Source organism: Neorhizobium turbinariae (genome assembly GCF_023223505.1).
Classification (GTDB): Bacteria; Pseudomonadota; Alphaproteobacteria; order Rhizobiales; family Rhizobiaceae; genus Neorhizobium; species Neorhizobium turbinariae.
The window spans coordinates 40,500-59,561 of sequence record NZ_JALPRY010000019.1; the positions used below are offsets into that span (position 1 = coordinate 40,500).

General features: G+C 63.4%; 19 protein-coding genes and 2 pseudogenes. 2 read left to right on the forward strand and 19 right to left on the reverse strand.

The annotated features are described in order from the left end of the window. Positions 1-25 precede the first annotated feature (25 nt). The 18 genes and pseudogenes from M0654_RS17370 to M0654_RS17455 all read right to left on the reverse strand — a co-directional run bounded on the left by M0654_RS17370 (position 26) and on the right by M0654_RS17455 (position 17,250). The gene (locus M0654_RS17370) at positions 26-775 is read right to left on the reverse strand and encodes a response regulator transcription factor (RefSeq protein WP_390920644.1); all 750 of its coding nucleotides are present in this window, start codon (positions 773-775) and stop codon (positions 26-28) included. Between the two features lie 70 nt (positions 776-845). Further along, positions 846-2,411, reverse strand: a complete 1,566-nt coding sequence (locus M0654_RS17375; protein WP_248684168.1) for a Do family serine endopeptidase — start codon at positions 2,409-2,411, stop codon at positions 846-848. Positions 2,412-2,545: 134 nt separating this feature from the next. Then, positions 2,546-3,004, reverse strand: coding sequence for a cytochrome c-type biogenesis protein (locus tag M0654_RS17380; RefSeq protein WP_248684184.1), 459 nt, complete (start codon positions 3,002-3,004; stop codon positions 2,546-2,548). After that, a complete protein-coding gene (locus M0654_RS17385; protein ID WP_248684169.1) occupies positions 3,004-4,992 on the reverse strand; it encodes a heme lyase CcmF/NrfE family subunit in 1,989 nt (662 codons plus the stop codon). Before M0654_RS17385 ends, M0654_RS17380 begins: the two co-directional genes overlap by 1 nt. Further along, entirely contained in the window at positions 4,989-5,465 is a 477-nt protein-coding gene (gene ccmE, locus M0654_RS17390; RefSeq protein ID WP_248684170.1) for a cytochrome c maturation protein CcmE, read from the reverse strand. Before ccmE ends, M0654_RS17385 begins: the two co-directional genes overlap by 4 nt. Next, entirely contained in the window at positions 5,462-6,613 is a 1,152-nt protein-coding gene (gene ccmI, locus M0654_RS17395; RefSeq protein WP_248684171.1) for a c-type cytochrome biogenesis protein CcmI, read from the reverse strand. The genes ccmE and ccmI overlap by 4 nt, the downstream gene beginning before the upstream one ends. A 159-nt stretch (positions 6,614-6,772) precedes the next feature. Further along, a complete protein-coding gene (locus M0654_RS17400) occupies positions 6,773-7,204 on the reverse strand; it encodes a hypothetical protein (RefSeq protein ID WP_118849037.1) in 432 nt (143 codons plus the stop codon). A gap of 239 nt (positions 7,205-7,443) precedes the next feature. Further along, positions 7,444-8,880 (reverse strand): sensor histidine kinase, encoded by a 1,437-nt coding sequence (locus M0654_RS17405; protein WP_248684172.1) that lies wholly within the window; start codon positions 8,878-8,880, stop codon positions 7,444-7,446. Beyond that, positions 8,870-9,541, reverse strand: a complete 672-nt coding sequence (locus M0654_RS17410; protein ID WP_248684173.1) for a response regulator transcription factor — start codon at positions 9,539-9,541, stop codon at positions 8,870-8,872. The genes M0654_RS17405 and M0654_RS17410 overlap by 11 nt, the downstream gene beginning before the upstream one ends. Before the next feature lie 50 nt (positions 9,542-9,591). After that, complete coding sequence (locus tag M0654_RS17415) at positions 9,592-9,858, reverse strand: hypothetical protein (RefSeq protein WP_118849034.1); 267 nt, start codon at positions 9,856-9,858, stop codon at positions 9,592-9,594. 115 nt (positions 9,859-9,973) lie between these two features. Continuing rightward, complete coding sequence (locus tag M0654_RS17420; protein WP_248684174.1) at positions 9,974-10,186, reverse strand: hypothetical protein; 213 nt, start codon at positions 10,184-10,186, stop codon at positions 9,974-9,976. A gap of 15 nt (positions 10,187-10,201) precedes the next feature. Further along, complete coding sequence (locus tag M0654_RS17425; RefSeq protein WP_248684175.1) at positions 10,202-13,996, reverse strand: baseplate multidomain protein megatron; 3,795 nt, start codon at positions 13,994-13,996, stop codon at positions 10,202-10,204. A 310-nt stretch (positions 13,997-14,306) separates the two neighbouring features. Next, positions 14,307-14,759 (reverse strand): NlpC/P60 family protein, encoded by a 453-nt coding sequence (locus tag M0654_RS17430; RefSeq protein WP_248684176.1) that lies wholly within the window; start codon positions 14,757-14,759, stop codon positions 14,307-14,309. Beyond that, positions 14,756-15,415, reverse strand: a complete 660-nt coding sequence (locus tag M0654_RS17435; RefSeq protein WP_282571673.1) for a DUF2163 domain-containing protein — start codon at positions 15,413-15,415, stop codon at positions 14,756-14,758. The genes M0654_RS17430 and M0654_RS17435 overlap by 4 nt, the downstream gene beginning before the upstream one ends. A gap of 195 nt (positions 15,416-15,610) precedes the next feature. Further along, a pseudogene (locus tag M0654_RS17440) lies at positions 15,611-16,083 on the reverse strand (phage portal protein); the annotation flags it as partial. A gap of 91 nt (positions 16,084-16,174) precedes the next feature. Further along, entirely contained in the window at positions 16,175-16,537 is a 363-nt protein-coding gene (locus tag M0654_RS17445) for an HVO_A0114 family putative DNA-binding protein (protein WP_248684178.1), read from the reverse strand. Next, positions 16,534-16,854: a toxin-antitoxin system TumE family protein gene (locus tag M0654_RS17450; RefSeq protein ID WP_248684185.1), complete on the reverse strand. Its 321-nt coding sequence runs from the start codon at positions 16,852-16,854 to the stop codon at positions 16,534-16,536. The genes M0654_RS17445 and M0654_RS17450 overlap by 4 nt, the downstream gene beginning before the upstream one ends. A gap of 12 nt (positions 16,855-16,866) precedes the next feature. Continuing rightward, positions 16,867-17,250: a hypothetical protein gene (locus tag M0654_RS17455; protein ID WP_248684179.1), complete on the reverse strand. Its 384-nt coding sequence runs from the start codon at positions 17,248-17,250 to the stop codon at positions 16,867-16,869. A gap of 375 nt (positions 17,251-17,625) precedes the next feature. Between M0654_RS17455 and M0654_RS22795 the strand changes: the two genes are divergently transcribed. Further along, positions 17,626-17,751, forward strand: coding sequence for a hypothetical protein (locus tag M0654_RS22795; protein WP_282571672.1), 126 nt, complete (start codon positions 17,626-17,628; stop codon positions 17,749-17,751). A 42-nt stretch (positions 17,752-17,793) separates the two neighbouring features. Here M0654_RS22795 and M0654_RS17460 read toward each other — a convergent pair. Next, a pseudogene (locus M0654_RS17460) lies at positions 17,794-18,648 on the reverse strand (phage terminase large subunit family protein); the annotation flags it as partial. A 92-nt stretch (positions 18,649-18,740) separates the two neighbouring features. Between M0654_RS17460 and M0654_RS22955 the strand changes: the two are divergent. Further along, on the forward strand, positions 18,741-18,956 hold the full coding sequence (locus M0654_RS22955; protein ID WP_390920655.1) for a recombinase family protein: 216 nt from the start codon (positions 18,741-18,743) through the stop codon (positions 18,954-18,956). Positions 18,957-19,062: the final 106 nt, after the last annotated feature.

Consider the following 19,062-nt stretch of genomic DNA (forward strand, 5'->3'; position numbering starts at 1 on the left):
GGCGGGCACGGTTCAACAAGGGATCTTACCCCTCGTCCTTGATCATGTAGCCGGCGCCGCGAATGGTCTTGAGCAGCGGCTTGTCGAAATCCTTCTCGATCTTCGAGCGAAGCCGCGAAACATGCACGTCGATCACATTGGTCTGCGGGTCGAAATGGTAGTCCCAGACATTTTCAAGCAACATCGTGCGGGTCACGACCTGCCCGGCATTCTTCATGAGATATTCGAGAAGCCGGAATTCGCGCGGCTGCAGCAGCACTTCCTTGCCGGCACGACGCACCTCGTGGGAAAGCCGGTCGAGCTCGAGGTCGCCGACACGGTAGACCATGTCCTGTTCCGGTGCGCCCTTGCGGCGTCCGAGCACTTCCACGCGGGCCAGCAACTCCGAGAAGGCATAGGGCTTGGGGAGATAATCGTCGCCGCCAGCACGCAGGCCGGTTACGCGGTCGTCCACTTGCCCAAGCGCCGAGAGGATCAGCACCGGCGTGTTGACGCCACGCTTGCGCAACTCGCTGATCACCGACAGCCCGTCGCGGCGCGGCAACATGCGGTCGATGACCATCACGTCATAGGAATTTTCCGATCCCATGAACAGGCCGCTTTCGCCGTCGCTTGCATGGTCAACGACAATGCCCGCCTCACGAAAGGCCTTGGTCATGTAGGCGGCTGCTTCGAGATCGTCTTCGATCACCAGAATCTTCATGTGCGGCACAATAGCGTCACCGCCGGTTTTCGTGCCACTGGATTCGGCAGTGTTACTCGTGTCCCAGCGCATTTTGCTCCCTTTCAACAGCAAGGGCGCCGACCGTTGCCGGCGGCGCCCCTCTTTTGCCCGGCAGGTTCGATCAACCTTCGTCGATCGGCAGCGCCATGAAGCGGCTCGAGCCGTTGCCTTCCACCTGGAACAGGGCGCGGGTGCGGCCGTCCTTGCGGGCTTCCTCGATCACGCGGCCGATGTCGTTTGCGCTTTCGACCTTGCGGTTGTTGACCGAGACGATCTTTTCGCCGGTCTTGAGGCCGCGGGCAGCAGCTTCGGAATCCGGATCCACGTCGGTCACCGAAAGACCCAAGCCATCACCGGCCGGTGCGACCGTGATGCCAAGGTTCGCAAGTGCCTTCTCGCTCGACGGTGCCGGCGATTCAGGCTGCTCAGGCGTCGGGGCGGATGCTTCGTCGCTCTGCAGGTTGCCAAGCGTCACGGATACGTTCTGCGACTTGCCATCGCGCCACAGGGCGATGTCGACCTTGGTGTTGGGCCCAAGTGCCGCGATCTTGCGCGACAGTTCGCGGGCGTCCTTGATCTGCTGGCCGTTGACGGCAGTGATCACGTCGCCTTCGCGGATGCCGGCCTTCTGGCCGGGCGAGCCTTCCTGCGGTGCCACGACAAGCGCGCCATTGGCTTCCTTGAGACCGAGCGATTCGGCGATATCCTGGTTCACCGGCTGGATCTGAACACCAAGCCAGCCGCGCTCGACCTTGCCGTCCTTCATCAGGTCGGCCACGACATCCTTGGCGGTGGAGGCAGGGATGGCGAATGCGATGCCGACGTTGCCGCCGGACGGCGAGAAGATCGCCGTGTTGATGCCGACCACTTCACCGGAAAGGTTGAAGGTCGGGCCACCCGAGTTACCACGGTTCACCGCAGCATCGACCTGGATGTAGTCGTCATACGGACCGGAGCCGATATCACGACCGCGCGCCGAAACGATGCCGGCAGTCACGGTGCCGCCAAGGCCGAACGGGTTCCCGACGGCTACCACCCAATCGCCGACACGCGTCTTGCTGTCGTCAGCGAAGGTGACATAGGTGAACTTGCGGCTGGTGGCATCGACCTTCAGCACCGCGAGATCGGTGCGGCTGTCCTTGCCGATCAACTTGGCTTCCAGTTCCGTGCCATCGTTCAGCACGACGGTATAAGCCGCGCCATCGGAAACGACGTGGTTGTTGGTGACCACGTAACCGTCTTCTGAGATGAAGAAGCCGGAGCCCTGGGCAGCCGGACGCAGGCGGTGCGGACGGTTGCCGTCGCGGTTGCGCGGGCCACCGCGTTCGGCGCGGTTCTGATTGCCGTCCTGGCCATCCTGGCCGCCGAATTCACGGAAGAAGCGCTTCAGCGGATGGTCGTCGGGAAGCTGGTCGAAGCCGCGGCCGCCAAAATTGAAGGAGAAATTGCTGCCATCGTTGGAAACCGGCTGCGCGTCGGACTGAACGCGAACGGAAACAACGGCCGGCGAAACGGCCGCTACGACATCGGCAAAGCTCGGTGCCTGCGGCGCCGTGACGCTCACTGGAGCCGCATAGGAGCTGATGATTTCGGCTGGAATGCCGGTGGAAAGCATGACCGCTCCGAGACCAGCGACAGTGGTGGTCTTCAAGACGGTCTTCAGAGAGGGACGTCCTAGTTTGCGCATCTTTACCTAACCTTCTTATCTTCTGTCATCTGTGTGGCCGGAGGTCCGGCGGGCGGTGGATGACGAGAGATATAGGAGCGGTCAGGTTAACTGCACGTGGCGGCAGGATGAAATCTTTGTAATGTTCGAGGACGCTACTTTTCGAGAAGCTCGTCCAGGCGCGCCTGCTCTTCCGGCGTCAATGCGGCGACCGCGCGCTGGCGCGGCCTTGTGCGAACGTAGACGATCATCGCAACAGCGCCGCCCAACAGGAGCAGCACCGGCGTCGCCCACAAAATGATCGTCTTGGCGCTCATCCGCGGGTTAAGCAGCACAAACTCGCCATAACGCGACACCACGTAGTCGATCACCTGTTCGTCGCTGTCGCCATTGCTCAGTCGCTCGCGAACGAGGACACGCAGGTCGCGGGCGAGTTCTGCATTGGAATCATCGATCGACTGGTTCTGGCAGACCATGCAGCGCAGCTGCGCCGAGAGGTTCCGTGCCCGCTGCTCCAGAACAGGATCGGCCAGCACCTCGTCAGGATTGACGGCCATCGCCGAAAGCGGCGCGAGGATCGACAGCATCAATGCCAGGAGCAGGCCACGCCACATCACTCGGCCGCCTCCAGCACTGGCTTCACCGCCCGCGCCTTGCGGTTCGGCGCGCCCACCCGGAAGCGTCGGTCAGACAGCGAGACGAATCCGCCAAGCATCATGATCAGCGCGCCACCCCAGATGCACAGGATGAACGGCTTCCACCAGATGCGCACCACCATGCCGCCGCCTTCCATCGCATCACCCAGGGATACATAAAGCTGGCTGAGGCCAAACGTCAGGATGCCCGCTTCCGTGGTCGGCATGCGGCGGGCGGTATAAAGCCGCTTCGACGACCATGTGTCGCCCACCGTTGCCCCAGCCTTGCGCACGGTAAAGTGCCCGCGCTGCTCGGTGTAGTTCGGGCCGACCGCGTCGCGCATGCCGTCATAGGTCAGCACATATCCGCCGGCATTTGCCGTCTGGCCCTGCTTCATCTCCACCACGGTTTCGGTGCCGAAGGTGGTCGCGGCAAAAATGCCGAGCACGGTGACGCCAAGCCCGAAATGCGCAATCGCCGTCCCGAAAACGGAGCGCGGCAGCCCGGCAAGCCTCTTGAAACCGACGCTCACGCCCACCTTGGCAAAGTTGCCGCGGTACCAGAGGTCGGCAATGGCGCCGAACATGCCCCAGAAACCGAGCGCCAGCCCGAAGATCGCCATAACTGGCCCGCCATTGTGGATGTAGAAGAAGGCGAGACCGGCAAACAGCGACAGGCCGGCAAACACGTAGAGCCGCTGCAGCGCGCCAAGCAAATCGCCGCGCTTCCACGCCAGCATCGGCCCGAACGGCACGGCCATGAGAAGCGGCAGCATCAACAGCCCGAAGGTCATGTTGAAGAAGGGCGCACCGACCGAGATCTTTTCGCCCGTCAGTGTCTCGAGGATCAGCGGATAAAGCGTGCCGATCAGCACGGTTGCGGTCGCCACCGTCAGGATCAGGTTGTTGAGCACCAGCGATCCCTCGCGCGAGATCGGCGCAAACAGCCCGCCCGCCTTCAGCATCGGCGCCCGCCAGGCAAACAGCGCAAACGCGCCGCCAATGAAGATCGCCAGGATGCAGAGGATGAAGATGCCACGCGCGGGGTCCGTCGCGAAGGAATGAACCGAGGTCAGCACGCCAGAACGCACGAGGAAGGTCCCGAGCAGCGACAGCGAGAATGTCATGATCGCCAAAAGCACAGTCCAGATCTTCAGCGCCTCGCGCTTTTCCATCACCAGCGCGGAATGCAGAAGTGCGGTGCCGGCAAGCCAAGGCATGAAGGAGGCGTTCTCGACCGGGTCCCAAAACCACCAGCCGCCCCAGCCGAGCTCGTAATAGGCCCAGTAGGAGCCCATCGCGATGCCCGCCGTCAGGAAGGTCCAGGCGGCCAGCGTCCACGGCCGCACCCAACGCGCCCAGGCCGCATCGATGCGCCCTTCAATCAGCGCTGCAACGGCAAACGAGAAACAGACCGAAAAGCCGACATAACCGAGGTAAAGCAGCGGCGGATGCACCGCGAGCCCCAGGTCCTGCAGGACCGGGTTAAGGTCCTGGCCTTCCGCCGGCGCGGGTTCAAGCCGCAAAAACGGATTGGACGACAGCAGGATGAACAGCAGGAAAGCGACCGAAATCCATGCCTGCACCGCCAGCACATTGGCCCGCAGCGTTTCCGGCAGGTTGCGGCCAAAGAGGGCCACAAGTGCGCTGAAGAAAACCAGGATCAGCAGCCACAGCAGCATCGATCCCTCGTGGTTGCCCCACACGCCCGAATATTTGTAGATCAGCGGCATCAGCGAATGGGAATTCTCCCACACGTTCTGCACCGAGAAGTCGGAAACGACATAGGCCCAGGTAAGCGAGGCGAAGGACAGCGCCACCAGCGCAAACAGCGTCAGCGAGCCGGTCGAGGCCAGCCCCATCATTGCCATGTCGCCGCGTCTTGCGCCAATCACCGGCAGGGTCGAGACGATCAGCGCGGTGGCGAGCGCCAGAACCAGTGCATAATGGCCGAGTTCGATGATCAATTCGTCATCCCCTTGCCGGTGCCCTGAGCATTTTCGTCGGGGTCCTTCCAGGTCCCGTCGGCCTTCAGCCGGTCCGCGACCTCCTTCGGCATGTAGTTCTCGTCATGCTTGGCGAGCACGCTGTCGGCCACAAAATTGCGGGAGGTGGGCTCGAAGCTGCCTTCCGTCACCACGCCCTGGCCCTCGCGAAACAGGTCCGGCAGAAGACCGCTGTAGGTCACCGGCACGCTGCCGGTCCCGTCCGTCACGGTAAAACTTACCGTGGAGCCCTGCCCGCGCTTCACGGAGCCTTCAGCTACCAGGCCACCGAGCCGGATGCGCGTACCCGGCTTGATATCGGCGGTCGCAAGATCGGCCGGCATGAAGAAGTAAGCGACCGATTGGCTGAAGGCGAACATCACCAGCAGCACCGCTACAAGAATAAAGCTCATGCCGCCGGCAATCACCGCAAGCCGTTTCTGTTTGCGCGTCATTGCATCGTTCCTTCCACGGCAAGCCCGATCTCGTTGGCCAGCGCCACCAGTTCACCCGAAGAGGGAAACTGCTTCAGGCCGCTTTTCAGCGCTTCCTGCGCCTTGTCCCGCTCGCCGAGCACAGAATAGGATCGCACCAGCCGCAGCCAGCCTTCCAGATTGTCGGGGTCTTCCTTCAGCCGCGCCGCAAGCCCATCAACCATGCCGCGGATCATCGCCTGCCGGTCACCCTGGTTCAGGTTCGCAGCTGCCGCGACATCCTCCTGGCTGGGGTTGCCAAGCGCCTTCTCCGGCGAAGCCGTTTGCGGCGCGTTCTTGCCCGCCACGGCCGTCCCGCCATTCTTGGTGATGTGCTGGTTCACCAGTTCCATCCACGGCGCGTCGGCGGGTGATTCCTTGGCAATCGCCTCGAAAGCCGCAAGTGCCTCCGCCCGCCGGCCCGCCTGCTCGTGGCTCAGCCCGACATAAAAGCGCGGGCGCGGATTGGTCGGATCGAGCTTCGCCGCCTCTTCGAAGGCGAGCCGCGCATCCTCCGTCACAATGCCATCGTTTGCCGCGACCAGCGTTTCGCCAAGCCCCGCAAGCCGCGCCGGATTGGTGCCAAGGATGCGGATTGCATTACGGTAAGCCATTTCTGCGTCGCCGAGCCGCATCGAGCGGAAATAGATCGGCGCCAGCAGGTCCCAGCCGGCACCGTCATTCGGGTTCTGCGCCAGGTGCCGCTCGGCCTTGGCCACCAGCAGCGCGATGTTGTTGCCGGGATTGGCAAGCCGCGCTTCAAGCGGCTGGTCCGGCATCCCCGGGTTGCCAAGCAGCAGGTAAAGACAGAGCCCGATTGCCGGCGGCACCACGGTCACGACCATGGCCGGGTAACCGATCTTGCGCGGGCCCGCACCTTGCGAAGCCTCGTTTGCGGCATCGGCGGCGGCCAGCAATCGCCGACCGATCTCGGCGCGGGCATATTCCGCCTGCTCCGCATCGATCAGCCCCTGCGCCCGATCGCGCTCGAGTTCCTTCAACTGGTCGCGGTAAACGGCGATCTCACCGGCGCGGTCGGCGCCCGCCGATCTTGCACCGCGGGCAAGCGATAGGATGAGGACTGCCGCAACGGCTGCCGTCAGAGCTGCGAGGACGATCCATAAAAGCATAGTGGCCCATTACTGCAACGGCCGGCGCTTTCCAACTGCGGCGCTGCGGTTGACGCGAATTTGAGGCGTTTCGCCGCAAGCAATCGCGGGACTTCCATTCTCGCGATGCTTATGAGGCTTCAAATCCGGCAAAGCCATGACGTAAGTCAATTGGTCGCGCTAGATGAGTGGCGACCACGTCCCATCCGTATTGCGGCAGGCTGCGCCGCGCGCCACCACTTCCTTGCCACCGACGGTCACCGTATGCCGATACTGCCGGCAGTTCTGCGTCCCGACCTGGTAGGGCGCGTTGGCAACGACCTCGCCATCGGCGTTGCGCCCTTTCCAGGGGGTGGCGCGGCCGGGCGCTGCGTCTTCCAGGGCCCGGTATTCGGCCTCCAGCGCCCGGGAGCGATCGCTTTCCGATAATGTCGCGCCGGTGCGACCGATGATGCCGCCCTGCAGAGCCGAGATATAGGATGCCGAAGGGGACGGGCGTGGAGACAGGAGCCCTCGCGGCCCGCTGCCACCCGTGGATGCGGTGGTGCAGCCAGCCAGAACCGATGCCGCCATCAGCAGCACTCCGATATGCCCGTAGTTCAATCTCTGCATCTTAGATGTCGCCCCAGCCACCATTCCGGAATCGTTGATGAGACTGCTCCTGTCCCGCAATGGCATCATTAAGGCATCTTTGGCAAAACACGAGAATCTGGCGATCATCAGCCCCTGTCGTCGCTCCGCGCGTCCCGCGCGGCCTCAGGTTCAAAGATATAGCAGGCTTCGCTTGCGTCCACATCCGGCAGGCACGAATGCGCGGTTGTTGCCGCTCCGCCACAGTTCGCGCCGCCACCTTACGAATGCGCAACATCCTTGGTCACCGCCGGCAGGGTGAGCCTTGCCCTCAGGCCGCCCCGTTCGCCGCGCGAAAGCTCCAGCGCGCCCTGGTATTCGGTCACGATCTCTCGCACGATGGAAAGGCCAAGGCCCGCACCCGGCTTGCTTTCGTCAAGCCGCCGTCCCCGCTTCAGTGCCTCGCGGATTTCGTCGGGCTCCAGGCCCGGCCCATCGTCCTCGACCGCCATCTCGATCCAGGGCCGGCGTGCGCTGTCGCCCTCCGCCCCCGCTGGCGCGGGTCCCGGCACCGCCGTCACCCAGACAGCCGTCTTGCAGAATTTCGCGGCATTCTCGAGCAGGTTGCCGATGGTTTCCTCCACGTCCTGCTGCTCCATCGCAAGGCCGATGCCCTGCGGCGCCACGTAAAGGTGGAACTCCTTGTCTGGGTTCAGCCGTCTCATCACCCGCACCAGCCGTTCCAGCACGGGCTCCACTTCCGTGCGCGCCAACAGGGAATCCCGCTGGGCGGCAATGCGCGCCCGGTTCAGATAAGACTGCACCTGCGACTGCATGCCTTCCGCCTGCGAGCGCACGAGGTCCGACTGGACCTTTTCCACCGCGCGCGACTCGTTCAGCAGCACCGCAATCGGTGTCTTCAGCGAATGCGCGAGATTGCCGACCTGCATGCGGGCCCGCTCGATGATCCGGCGATTGCTTTCGATCAGTGCATTGATGTCGTTCGCCAACGGCATGATTTCGCGCGGGAATTGTCCCTCCACCCGCTCCACCTCGCCACGCCGCACCCGATCCAGCGCACGCCGTGCGCCGTCCAGCGGCTGCAGCCCGTAAAGGATCGCCAACCCGTTCACGATCAGGCTGCCCAGGCCGAACACGGCCAGGGCAATGTAGAGGCTACGCGAGAAGGTCTGGATGTCCTCCTCGACAACCGAGAGGTTGCCGGACACCCGGAAACGCGCCGCGCGTCCCTCGCCGTCCAGCACCACCTCGGTCTCGGCCACCAGCACGTTGTTACCGTAGGCGTCGGTCGCGTTGTAGAAGCGCTCGTAGCGATTGTTGAAGGGCACTGCGAGGATCGACGGCACGCTGATATTGGAGGTCCCGAGCGATGACGACGAAAGTGGCCGCGCCGCGAATGTCCCGAGCGGCTCGATGATCCAGTACCAGCCGGTCTCCGGCTGCGAGAACCTGAGGTCGCCCAATTGCGGGCTGCCGGAAAGCTGGTTGTCGTCGCCGATCGTGATCGAGTTGATGACGTTGTAGAGTTGCGCCCGCAGCAGGTCGGTGAAAGCGCGTTCGGCAGACTGTCGGTAAAGCTGCGAGATGACGATCGAGATCACCACCAGCGCCAGCGCCGACCACAACGTGGCCAGGAGCAGCACCCGGGCGGTGAGCGAGCTCGGCCCGAGCTTCAGGCGCGGAAGCCTATTTCGCATTGGTGGGAGCTTGCATCCGGTAACCGAGGCCGCGAACCGTTTCGATGAGGTCGACGCCCAGCTTCTTGCGAAGCCGGCCCACGAAAACCTCGATCGTATTGGAGTCGCGGTCGAAGTCCTGGTCATACATGTGCTCCACCAGTTCGGTGCGTGAAACCACCTGGCCCATGTGGTGCATCAGGTAGGAGAGCAGACGGAATTCGTGCGAGGTAAGTTTCAGTTGCACCCCATCCACCGTCGCCTTGGAGGCCTTGGTGTCGAGCTTCACCGGCCCGCACACGATCTCGGAGGAGGAATGACCGGCCGCCCGGCGGATCAGCGCCCGAACCCGGGCCAGCACTTCTTCGACATGGAAGGGCTTGGCGACATAGTCGTCGGCGCCGGCATCGATACCGGCTACCTTGTCGCTCCAGCGGTCGCGCGCCGTCAGCATCAGCACAGGCATACCCTTGCCTTCCGCACGCCATTTCTCGACGACCGTAATCCCGTCGATCACCGGAAGGCCGATGTCGAGGATCACCGCGTCATAAGGTTCGGTGTCGCCGAGGTAATGCCCTTCTTCGCCGTCAAACGCCTGGTCAACGACGTAGCCCTGTTCCTTCAGGGCGTCGGAAAGCTGCCTGTTGAGATTGACGTCGTCTTCGACAACCAGAATGCGCATGCACCGCCCCTCAAATTCAATATGCCGGCCTTGAACCTGCGTTGCCCACCTTACATGGGAACCCTGACGGTAACCTTGCGCGGTCGCTGCTTGCCATCGCCCTGCACCAGGACAGTGACGACGCAAGTCTGGCCATCAGCCGAGGGTTGGGCAGACAGCAACTGCCCGCCGGTCTCGCGCACCACGCGGGTCGCTGCCGATCCACAGTCACCCGCGACAAAAACGAGGTAGTCGAGTGCGTGGGCACGGTCCGGCTGCACACCAACCGAAGCGGCTATGCCGGCGGCCAGTATTGCGATAATCGGCAGTCGCGCCATAGCTACCTTTTCCACTCAACGTACGACAGGATTCAGATGCAAAGCATGTGATGGATTATGTATCCAACGGCTGCTGAATGGCAAATGAATGCTTGGTAGGGCCAAGTAAGTCAGCTTATTTTCCCCTGATTCCACTATCGGCTACAATCCGGCCATAGATCGCCAGAAGTCCTCCGACAACGCCGGCTGAAGTCACGATAAGTTCAACGAGATCGGCCTGCACATCCGGACCGAGTTGAAGTCCGGCGACCTGCAGCAAGGATGCTGCGACGGCGATCAATGCGCCCCAGACGGTCTTTGACCGGTACCAATGTTTTGTATCACCCATGCTCATGCTCCCTTGTTAATCCTCGACGATGACAATGGTTTCAGCTGGAATGCCGAGAGGCACAGCCCGACCCAGTTGCCTCACCCTCAGCGAAAGGCTCGCCTGCGGTGCGCCGAAGTCCGCCAGTTCGTCCGATGCCGGGTACACGAATAGCGGCTCCGCCACCTCCGCCGTGCGCTTCACCGCGGTCCCCTCCAGCAGTTCCACGCGGTAGCGCTCGTCCGGCTCATCGAGCGGGATGTCCGAGCCGTCCCAGCTATCGCCCTCCAGTCGGCTGCGCCGCTTCCATGTGATCTCGATGTCACCGCTCCCCAGTCGTTTCGCACGAAGATGCACCGGCGCCAGCGCCGTCTCGGCACGCAACCCACCGGCAAAGACATGCGGACCAGATCGGCCGCCTGCCGGACCCAGGCTTTCGACGATCCAGTTGAGGCTGCGGCCACGTTCCTCCGGCAGCAGCCCGAGCGGAACGACCGCCTCGTCCAGCACCACGACGGGAGCGCCAACCGCGGCCCCGGCGCCCATCGCGTCCTCGGTCCCGGCAAGAGCACGCAACAGCCGCGTCAGCCGCCAGCGGTTCGGCGCGACTTCCTCGGCATCGACGAACCCGATGATCTCCCAGACGCCGTTTTCCGCCTTCACCGCCAGGCGGTTCTCGCCATTCAGCACCGCGAGTTCTGCCGCCGAAGACAGGCCTCCGAAATAAAGATCCAGCTCGATCGCGTTGACCTCATCGAACATGCCCGTCACGCCACCCGTCAGCGCCGACGTCAGGACACCCACGCGTGCCGGCCGCTCGATCGTAGTGCGGGTGCGATATCCTTCCGTCGTGACCGATGACGACACCGCCATCCGCCTCCACGGCCGGCAGAAGCCTGCGAGGCGGGCAAAGCTCGCCGCCTCGCCTGAATAAAGGCGCGGCAGGTCGAGGAAATGCAGCACCGGCGCAAAGCCCTCCGGGCCATTGCCGCCGCCATTCCGGCGAAGCACCGGTCGCCCGCGATTGACCGGAGCAAGCGGCGCATGATGGCGTGCCTCGATGCGTCGCACACTGGCTTCCTCGACCCGCTCGACGATGAAGACCCCGTCCGGATTGGCCGCCTCCGGAAGGTCAAGCCGCACCGCATCCCCGGGCTCCAGCGTAATCTCCGCCGGCGACATGGCGAAACTGATCGTCCGCCGTCCCAGGCGTTGCGCGCGCAACAGCGTCTCGGCTGCTTCCAGCGACAGGTCCTCCGGCAGCACCGCCGGCAGGTCGTAGGAGAGCGTGCGTCGGCTTGGGCCGGCCGCGCGACGGGAGCGGCTGCTCGACTGCTCGTAGTCCAGTACCGGATTATAGGCGGTAAGCACTGCTTCTGCCGCAAAGTCGCTGTCATGCCCCCGGCTTTCCGACCAGAGCGGCTCGTCCTCGATATCCGCCACCACGGAAACCGGCTTCGGCGCCAGGCTCGCCTTCAGCCGCGAGCGGAAAGTCAGCCGCCCCGCCTCCTCGGCTACGTCCACCTGAAACACCTCCAGCAGCGGTTCGAGCAGCGCGCGCGCCGAAGTCACCTCGCCCTGGACATAACCGTTCAGGTCGCCACTCACCTGCGACACGTCGAAATCATCAAAACCATGTTCGCGCAGGATCGCCGCGATCGTATCGCCTAGCGTCGTTGACCCGAGGCGCCCGGAGAGCCAATGACCGGTCTGCCAGTTGTCGCCGTCCGCCCACAGATCGACATTGTTCGGAAAGGCCGGCTGCGGCCGCGCATCCCAAGTCCAGACAAAAACATGGTCAGGGTCCACCATGCCCGCCGGCGCATCTTCCCCCTGCCACCACAGGTGGTGCGCCTCGAGGAAACGTCGCTGCATGCTGTCGTTGCGGCCGCCGCTCGAAAAGTAAGGCACTGCGCTTTCGGCAGACTTCGGATCAACGAAGACATTCGGCTGGTTTGCGCCCTTGTCGATCGCTGGGCAACCTAGCTCGGTAAACCAGATCGGCTTCATGCCCGGCAGCCAACCCGTCGGCGCCACATGTTCGGCACCACCGGCCCGATCGTAGTGCCGGTTCGACCACCAGCCACGCAGGTCCTTGTAGCGAAACACCCAGGGCTTGTTCGCCAGCCCGTCGGTAATCGGCGAGCGCGTGCGGCTCAGCCTCGCTTCCTCGCTCGCGTAATACCAGTCGAAACCCTCGCCGGCGCTGATCTGGCCCTGCATCGCCGCGACATCATCCGGCACGCGAAACCCATCGGGATTGACCGCGCCCAGATCCTCGTCGCGCCAGTCCGCCAGCGGCATGTAGTTGTCGATCCCGACGGCATCGATATCCGGCGAAGCCCAGAGCGGATCGAGATGGAAGAACACGTCGCCCGAACCGTCCTGCGGATGGTAGCCGAAATATTCGCTCCAGTCGGCACCATAGGTCAGCTTCGGCTCCGGTCCCATCACCGCCCGCACCTCGGCGGCCAGATCCACTAGCGCCTTCACGAAGGGAAAGGCATTCTCCTCGTCGCGCAATTGCGTGAGGCCCCGCAGCTCGGAACCGATAATGAAGCCGTCGACCCCGCCAGCCGCTGTCGCGAGCGCTGCATAATGCAGCACCATGCGGCGGTACCCTTCTGCCCCATCCGTGAATGCAGCGAGTTGGTCCGCGACGGCCGCCGTCCCGTCGCCCGACACGGGAAAGCAGGTGATCCGTCCGCGCCACGGATAACCCGCCTGCTCCTCGCCGCCATACGGATCCGGCAGCCCGTTGCCCGGCGGAATGTCCATCATCACGAAGGGGTAAAGGTAGATCTTCAGCCCGTGCGCCTTGAGGTCGGCGATCGCCTGCATCACGCTCGCATCGCTCGGCGTGCCGCCATAAGCGGGGCCGCCGTTCTGGCTCACCAGATGCGCCTCGGCCCGTGATACACCCGCCACGGCCCAGGGGCTGCTCTCGTCGCGCCTTTGCGCCACTTCCACCCCCGGCACGATCCGGCAGTGACCTGCCCTCAAGTCTGTGCCGAACCACGACACCACCAGCGCCACCCTTTGCAGGTTCGGGCAAAGCGCTTGCAGTTCGTCGAGCGAAGCCTGCCAGTCTGTCCCCGCCGTCACCACATTGCGGTTCAGCACCCTGGCGCTGCCCTCGCCCGTCTTCTCCGTCACGGCAACCGTCGCATAACCATGCTCGCTCGCGCCGGGGATGATCGTCACGGCCCGGATCTGGTTCTCCAGCGAACCCACGGGCCGCAGCACTTCAAACTGGAGAAGCGGAATGCGGTTGCCGAAGCTGTCGAGCGGCAGCCGTTCGAACACGACGTATGCCAGGCCACGATAGGCAGGCGCATTGCCCTCGCCCTGCTTTGCCTCGATCAGCGGATCGGGCAATTGCTCCTCGTCACCGCGATAAATCCGCATCTCGATGGTCGTCAGATCCAGTTCCCGCCCATCTGCCCAGACCCTCCGCACGCCGGCAATCGGCCCCTCGCAGAGCCCGACGGCCAGGTTTGCGAAGTAACGGAAGGTTTCCACCCGAGGTCCGCTCGTCGCCTTGCCGCCGGTGCGCTCGCGGGTCACCTCTTCTTCGAATCGCGTCGCCCAGATCAGCGTGCCGCCCACCCGCGCCGTGCCATAGACCCGGTTGATCGCCGTTCCCTCGTCGGCACCCGGAATGCGCGCAGTGGCAAGCCGCGGCCCAGACACAGTCGGCGAGCCACCAAGCAGCGCCCGATCCACCATGCTGCCGCCGAGCGCGCCTGCCGCACGGCCGATGATCGCCCCCACAGGGCCGAACACGCTGCCGAGCGCCGCCCCCGCAGCCTGGAAAAGAATTGTGGCCATGGCAGTTCCCTCGGCGCGTCCAGCGATGCCACTGGATACCCGTCAAAATTGTGCTAGCGTGGGAAGGTTCGAAAGCAAAAGCAGAACGCGCCGTACCAGCCGGCGCACCGGTGGAGACAGGCTACACCGGCTCAGGCAGGAGCCCTGCTTTCGAACATGGAGGTGATGTTATGAGGCTCAGGCCGATTAGCATTGCGCTTATCGTGAGGATGACCCGGACGGGCTGGTCAATAGCCGTCCGGATCAATTTCAACAGATAAGCAAACGGTGGGCGAGGCTGCAACCTCGCTCACCACTCCAGAAACATAGCTCAGCAGCCCGTTTTATTCAAGTTCTGCGGGAAACGGTGCACCGCCGCAATCCGCCGCCGCCACCCCGGCACGAGCGCCGATCGCGTCACGGCGCATTGTTCGTAGGCATGGATGAAATGCTGCGGCCCCGCCAGGATCCCGGCGTGTTTTGCCGCGCAGTCTGGCCGCCAGCGAAACAACAGGAGATCACCCGGGGCCGCCTCACTCACCGGCACGGGAGGCCCAAACAACCGCCGCGCTGCATCCAGCAGCCGGTCGTCGCCGCTTCGCTCAGCCCAGTCCCCGGCATAAGCCGGGACCGGCTCCGGCTCCTCGCCATAAAGCTCGCGCCAGATGCCGCGGATCAGGCCGATGCAGTCGCAACCGACGCCCCTGGTCGCCCCCTGATGCCGGTACGGCGTGCCGATCCATGTCTCGGCCAGCGCCACGATACGTGCCCCATCCGCCCTCATGGAAAGATCGGCCCGCCGTCATGGACGCGCTCCCCATCAGCATAGGAATAGGCGAAGTCGGCGCCCGGCACATGCGGGAAACCGCGGAAGTTCAAGTGGTTTTCAAAGCGAGCCTTGCAGGTCGCATAGCTCTTGTCGCAGCCGGCCGTGATTTCGAACGCGGCCCCCGGTGCAAGCTCTTCCTCCAACGGCAGCCACAGCGTCAGCTCGGCACGACCATCGGCCCGCTTTGCCACCGTCTCGACGTCTGCATGAACGCCGCCCGCAAAGCTGATCCTGCCCCTTTCGAAAAAGCCCCCGTCAAAGGCCTCCAGCCCCGACACCACCACATGGCTTCGGTCGGCAACAGAGACGACCGCCCCCTCCGCCCTCCACAGGGCAAGATCGACACCGCAGCGAGCGTCACCCAGCACCGCATCGCAACGTCGCGTATAAACCCGACCCTGCGGCTGGCTCAGCCGATGCGCCAGGCTGCGAAGCTCGGCCCGGAACTGCCCGCCCACCCGCGCAACCTCGCCGATCTCGCGAACATTGAGCAGCAGGTGCTGGGTCGGGTCGCTCCAGTTGACCAGAAACAGCTCCACCCGCGCCCCATCATAGCGCCCGACCGTGAGGTCATCCATTGTTAATCTCTCTTGATTAGGATTTGCGGACAGATCGGCAACTGGCGGTCACAGCCCCATCGCGCCGGTATCAAATTACATTCATTTGAATCGGTTGCGCGCATTCCTCGCAAGTCGAGTCAGCGTCTTCACACATTGATTCAACGAGGCCATGCCTCAGAGATCAGGATCTTTTCGCAGTTCCAGAACGATCTGCCGTAGCACCGCCGGCCGCCCATCCGCGCCCGCCTCGGCGGCAAGACGCCGGCTCACGCCACCGGCGCGATAATCATAGCCGCTCACCCAGCCGTCACGCCCTTCCACCACCGTCACCCGGTCCGGCCGCAACAGATGCAGCTCGCGCAGTTCGCCGCCGATCGCCAGAGGCTCGACATAGGCATTGCCGGAAAGCAGCAGGTGACCATAGAGCATCTCGAAGAAGTCCGGCCCGCTTTGCCGCCCGTTCGGCCGCGCAAGAAGCCCAAGCGCCGGATGGTCGGGCACCTCCTCGGCCCCGTCATAAGCGAGCCAGGGAATGGAGGCCGCAGCCTCCGCCACCATGCGCATGGCACGATGCGCCACCGGGTTTTCATGAAGCCACCGCGCGCGAGCGCGGCATAGGACCGGCCGGACCACTGCGCCGCCGCCTCGCCCGAGACAATGGCAAAGCCGGAACTCAAGGTCCCCGCCATCTTCGCCTCTGCAGGCATGGCTGCCGACATGGCGCGGGGCGCCTTTGTAGCCACGGCTTTTCGCCCGCGCCTGGAAAACCAGGCCGGTTGGAAGAAAGGTTTCATGTGAATGTCCCGAGGTTTAAGCGGCTTCGCTGAAAGCCATTTCAACGGTGATCTTGTCCCACGGCACGTGTACCAGACCGCCAGATTCCTTTTCGATCAGACCCGCTGCAAGAAGTGCCGTGACGTCGGCATGAACGCCGCGATAGTCGCGTCCGAGCCTCGCCGACAGCTTGCGGATCGACGAGGCGCGGTCTGCCTTCAATGCGCGAAGCAGCCGCCACCGGTTTGGCGTCAGAACCTTGAGCAGCAGATCCATGCTTTCAAAACCGATTGCCGAGGCTCCACCGCCCTCCTCGCCGCCATCGATCGAGGCGGCAGCCGTTGCCGCGTCGGAAAAGAAGTTATCCATGCCGGTCACATGCAGTCGGACTTCGCTCATTTCGTCATCTCCCTGCGCACATCTTCCTCGAAATCGGCAATCAGTTGCTGAAGGCTTGAGAAGCTGTAGGGTTCCTCACGTTTGCCGTAGTGCCTGTGATCCCCCTTGCCTGCCTCGTTGTCGTAGCCAACGATCCGCTGGCCGGGCCTGCCGAAGAACAGCGAATACTTCAAACCGTGAGGCCGCTCCGGACTTGCCTCCGGCAGCCGCCAGACCTTCATCTGGATGATCCTGCCGTCATTCAGCAACAGTTTGCGGTCTAGGATCAACAGCGCTGGAGCCATGATGTATAAAATAGCATATGGCGGGATCAGCATCAACCAAGAGCATCAACCAAGAGCGTCGGCAAATACCCGGCCATGGCCGGCTATCAGTTCCGCCCGGTCGGTGCCGTTGATGATTCGTCGCGCGCCGATCCAGTCGCTTTTTCGCGCCGTGAAATAGTCGCCGAGCTTGCGGCCGGTAAAGGTGCCATGCCGCATGCCCTCGATCAGCACCTCCACCGAAACCGGCAGGTCGAGAAGCCAACCCGGATCTGCCACCAGGTCCATGCCAACAAGCTTCGACATGGTTACGTAGTTGCGCCGGTGCGTCAGTTGCACGAGGCCGCGGCCGAACCATGCCTTGCCATCGCTGTCCGGCCGCCAATAAGGCCGAGCCCAGGCGCCCGGCGCGAAACGCCCTTTCCAGCCGCTCGATTGCCGCCGCGTCATTCTTTGCCAGCGTTTCACGCACCGGCTGCATCGTTGCGGCTGTTTCATGATAGGCGGTGGCCAGCACATAGGCCAAGGCAGTCGCCGGCAGGTCCGGCACCCGGCCTTCCCAGCCGTCGAGGAGCGCGTTCAATCCTGCCACCTGGCCGGTGCTGAGCCTGCCCTTCCAAGGCCTGAGGCGGATCATCCGGAAGAAGCGGTTGCGGTCGAGACCCATGTTAAGCTTACCCCTTCACCCTATCCCAAAGTTTCAATCGGTTTAGAATTTTTCAATCGTTTTAGAGCCTTAGCGGCTGATTTACATTCCGCTAATGATGTGGAACCAAAGACGGGCCGCAACGTTTTGGTCGGCTTTCTGAAGACAAGGAGATCATGATGATGCAGCAGCCAATTCCGGCCGCCCCTTCGAACCCGATCCCGCAGCACATCGTTGAGCGCCTCGAATCCGAGTGGAAGCAGATCCGCGAGAGCGCTCCGCAGCAGCCCGCGACCCGGCGTTGATCCAGCAGCCGGCTTGATCCGGCTGCCATTCCGGAGCCGCCGTTAGATCCCTCGGACGCGCGGCTCCGCCGTGTTCTCCAGCATCAGCGCCGTCAACGCCCAGACCAGGGCGTCCAGCCGATCCGGAGAGCGACCGGAAGACAATCCGTCCGGCCCGAAGTCACACATCTGATCCTCCAGCTCCGAAAATCGTCCGGCATGCGCCACCCGCCCCTGCTCATAGAGCGCGGCAATCGGCTCGGCGCGCAGGAATTTCCCGCGCGTGGCGCGCACCATGCGCACCGGCAGGCCGGCATCAACGCTTTTCAGCATCGCCTCCACCATCTCGCCGCCCTGGTTCACCTCGGCAACGATCCGGTCGGCTTGGAAACGCCCATAGGCCTTCGCCACCGCAAGCGCCCAGCCGGCGGGGCTCAAGCCTTCGACGGAACAATCAGCCAGCACCACGGCGCGAACGCTTGTTTCGAGCCCCGCCACGACAATGCCGCAGCAGGAGCCGGCACCTGAACCGGACGGTGGATCCACCGCCACCACGATCCGCCGGATCGCGCCCATCATCCGTCCGCCATGGAAGCCGATCCGGCAGGCCTCGAGATCGGCGCGCTTCCAGAGCGCGTCTTCCCGGTCCTCGATCAGCTCGCCGCCGGGCTCCTGGCGTCCAAGCCGCGAGCCGCCGTAACGCGCCTCCAGCGCTGAAATGTAGCCCGGCGCCAGGTTGCCGGCATTGTCCTGCGTCGAAATCCGCACCAGCCGCGTGCCGGGATCGGCGATCAGCCGTTTCAGGATCGGCACCGGCCGCGGCGTCGTTGTCACCAGCTGCCGCGGGTCGTGACCCAGCCGCAAACCGAACTGCAGCATGTCGAACGTGTCTTGCGGATGTTTCCACTTCGCCAGTTCGCTGTACTAGTGAATTCCATGCAAAAGCAGCAAGCGTAACGCAAGTGTGCTACTTCACTGAAAAATACTGATCAAACTCGATGGCAAAGCAGATGTTACAGAAGCCAAAGGCGTACTCGTATGTCCGTATCTCGTCCAAAGGGCAGATCGAGGGGCGTGGTATCGCACGACAGATAGCAGCGACACAAGAATACGCTGACAAGCATGGCCTGGACCTCGATGAAAAACTGCAAGACGTAGGCAAGTCAGGCTTTCACGGTGATCACGTGAAGTTAGAGGTGGTGCCGGGTTCTGAGACAGGGGCATAAGGTGGATTTTCCGATGAGAAGGACAGTCCAGCATGAAGACACGCAGACGGTTTACGGCCGATGACGTGCACCCAATAAATTGAGCCATCCGGAGCTGGATTTTCCA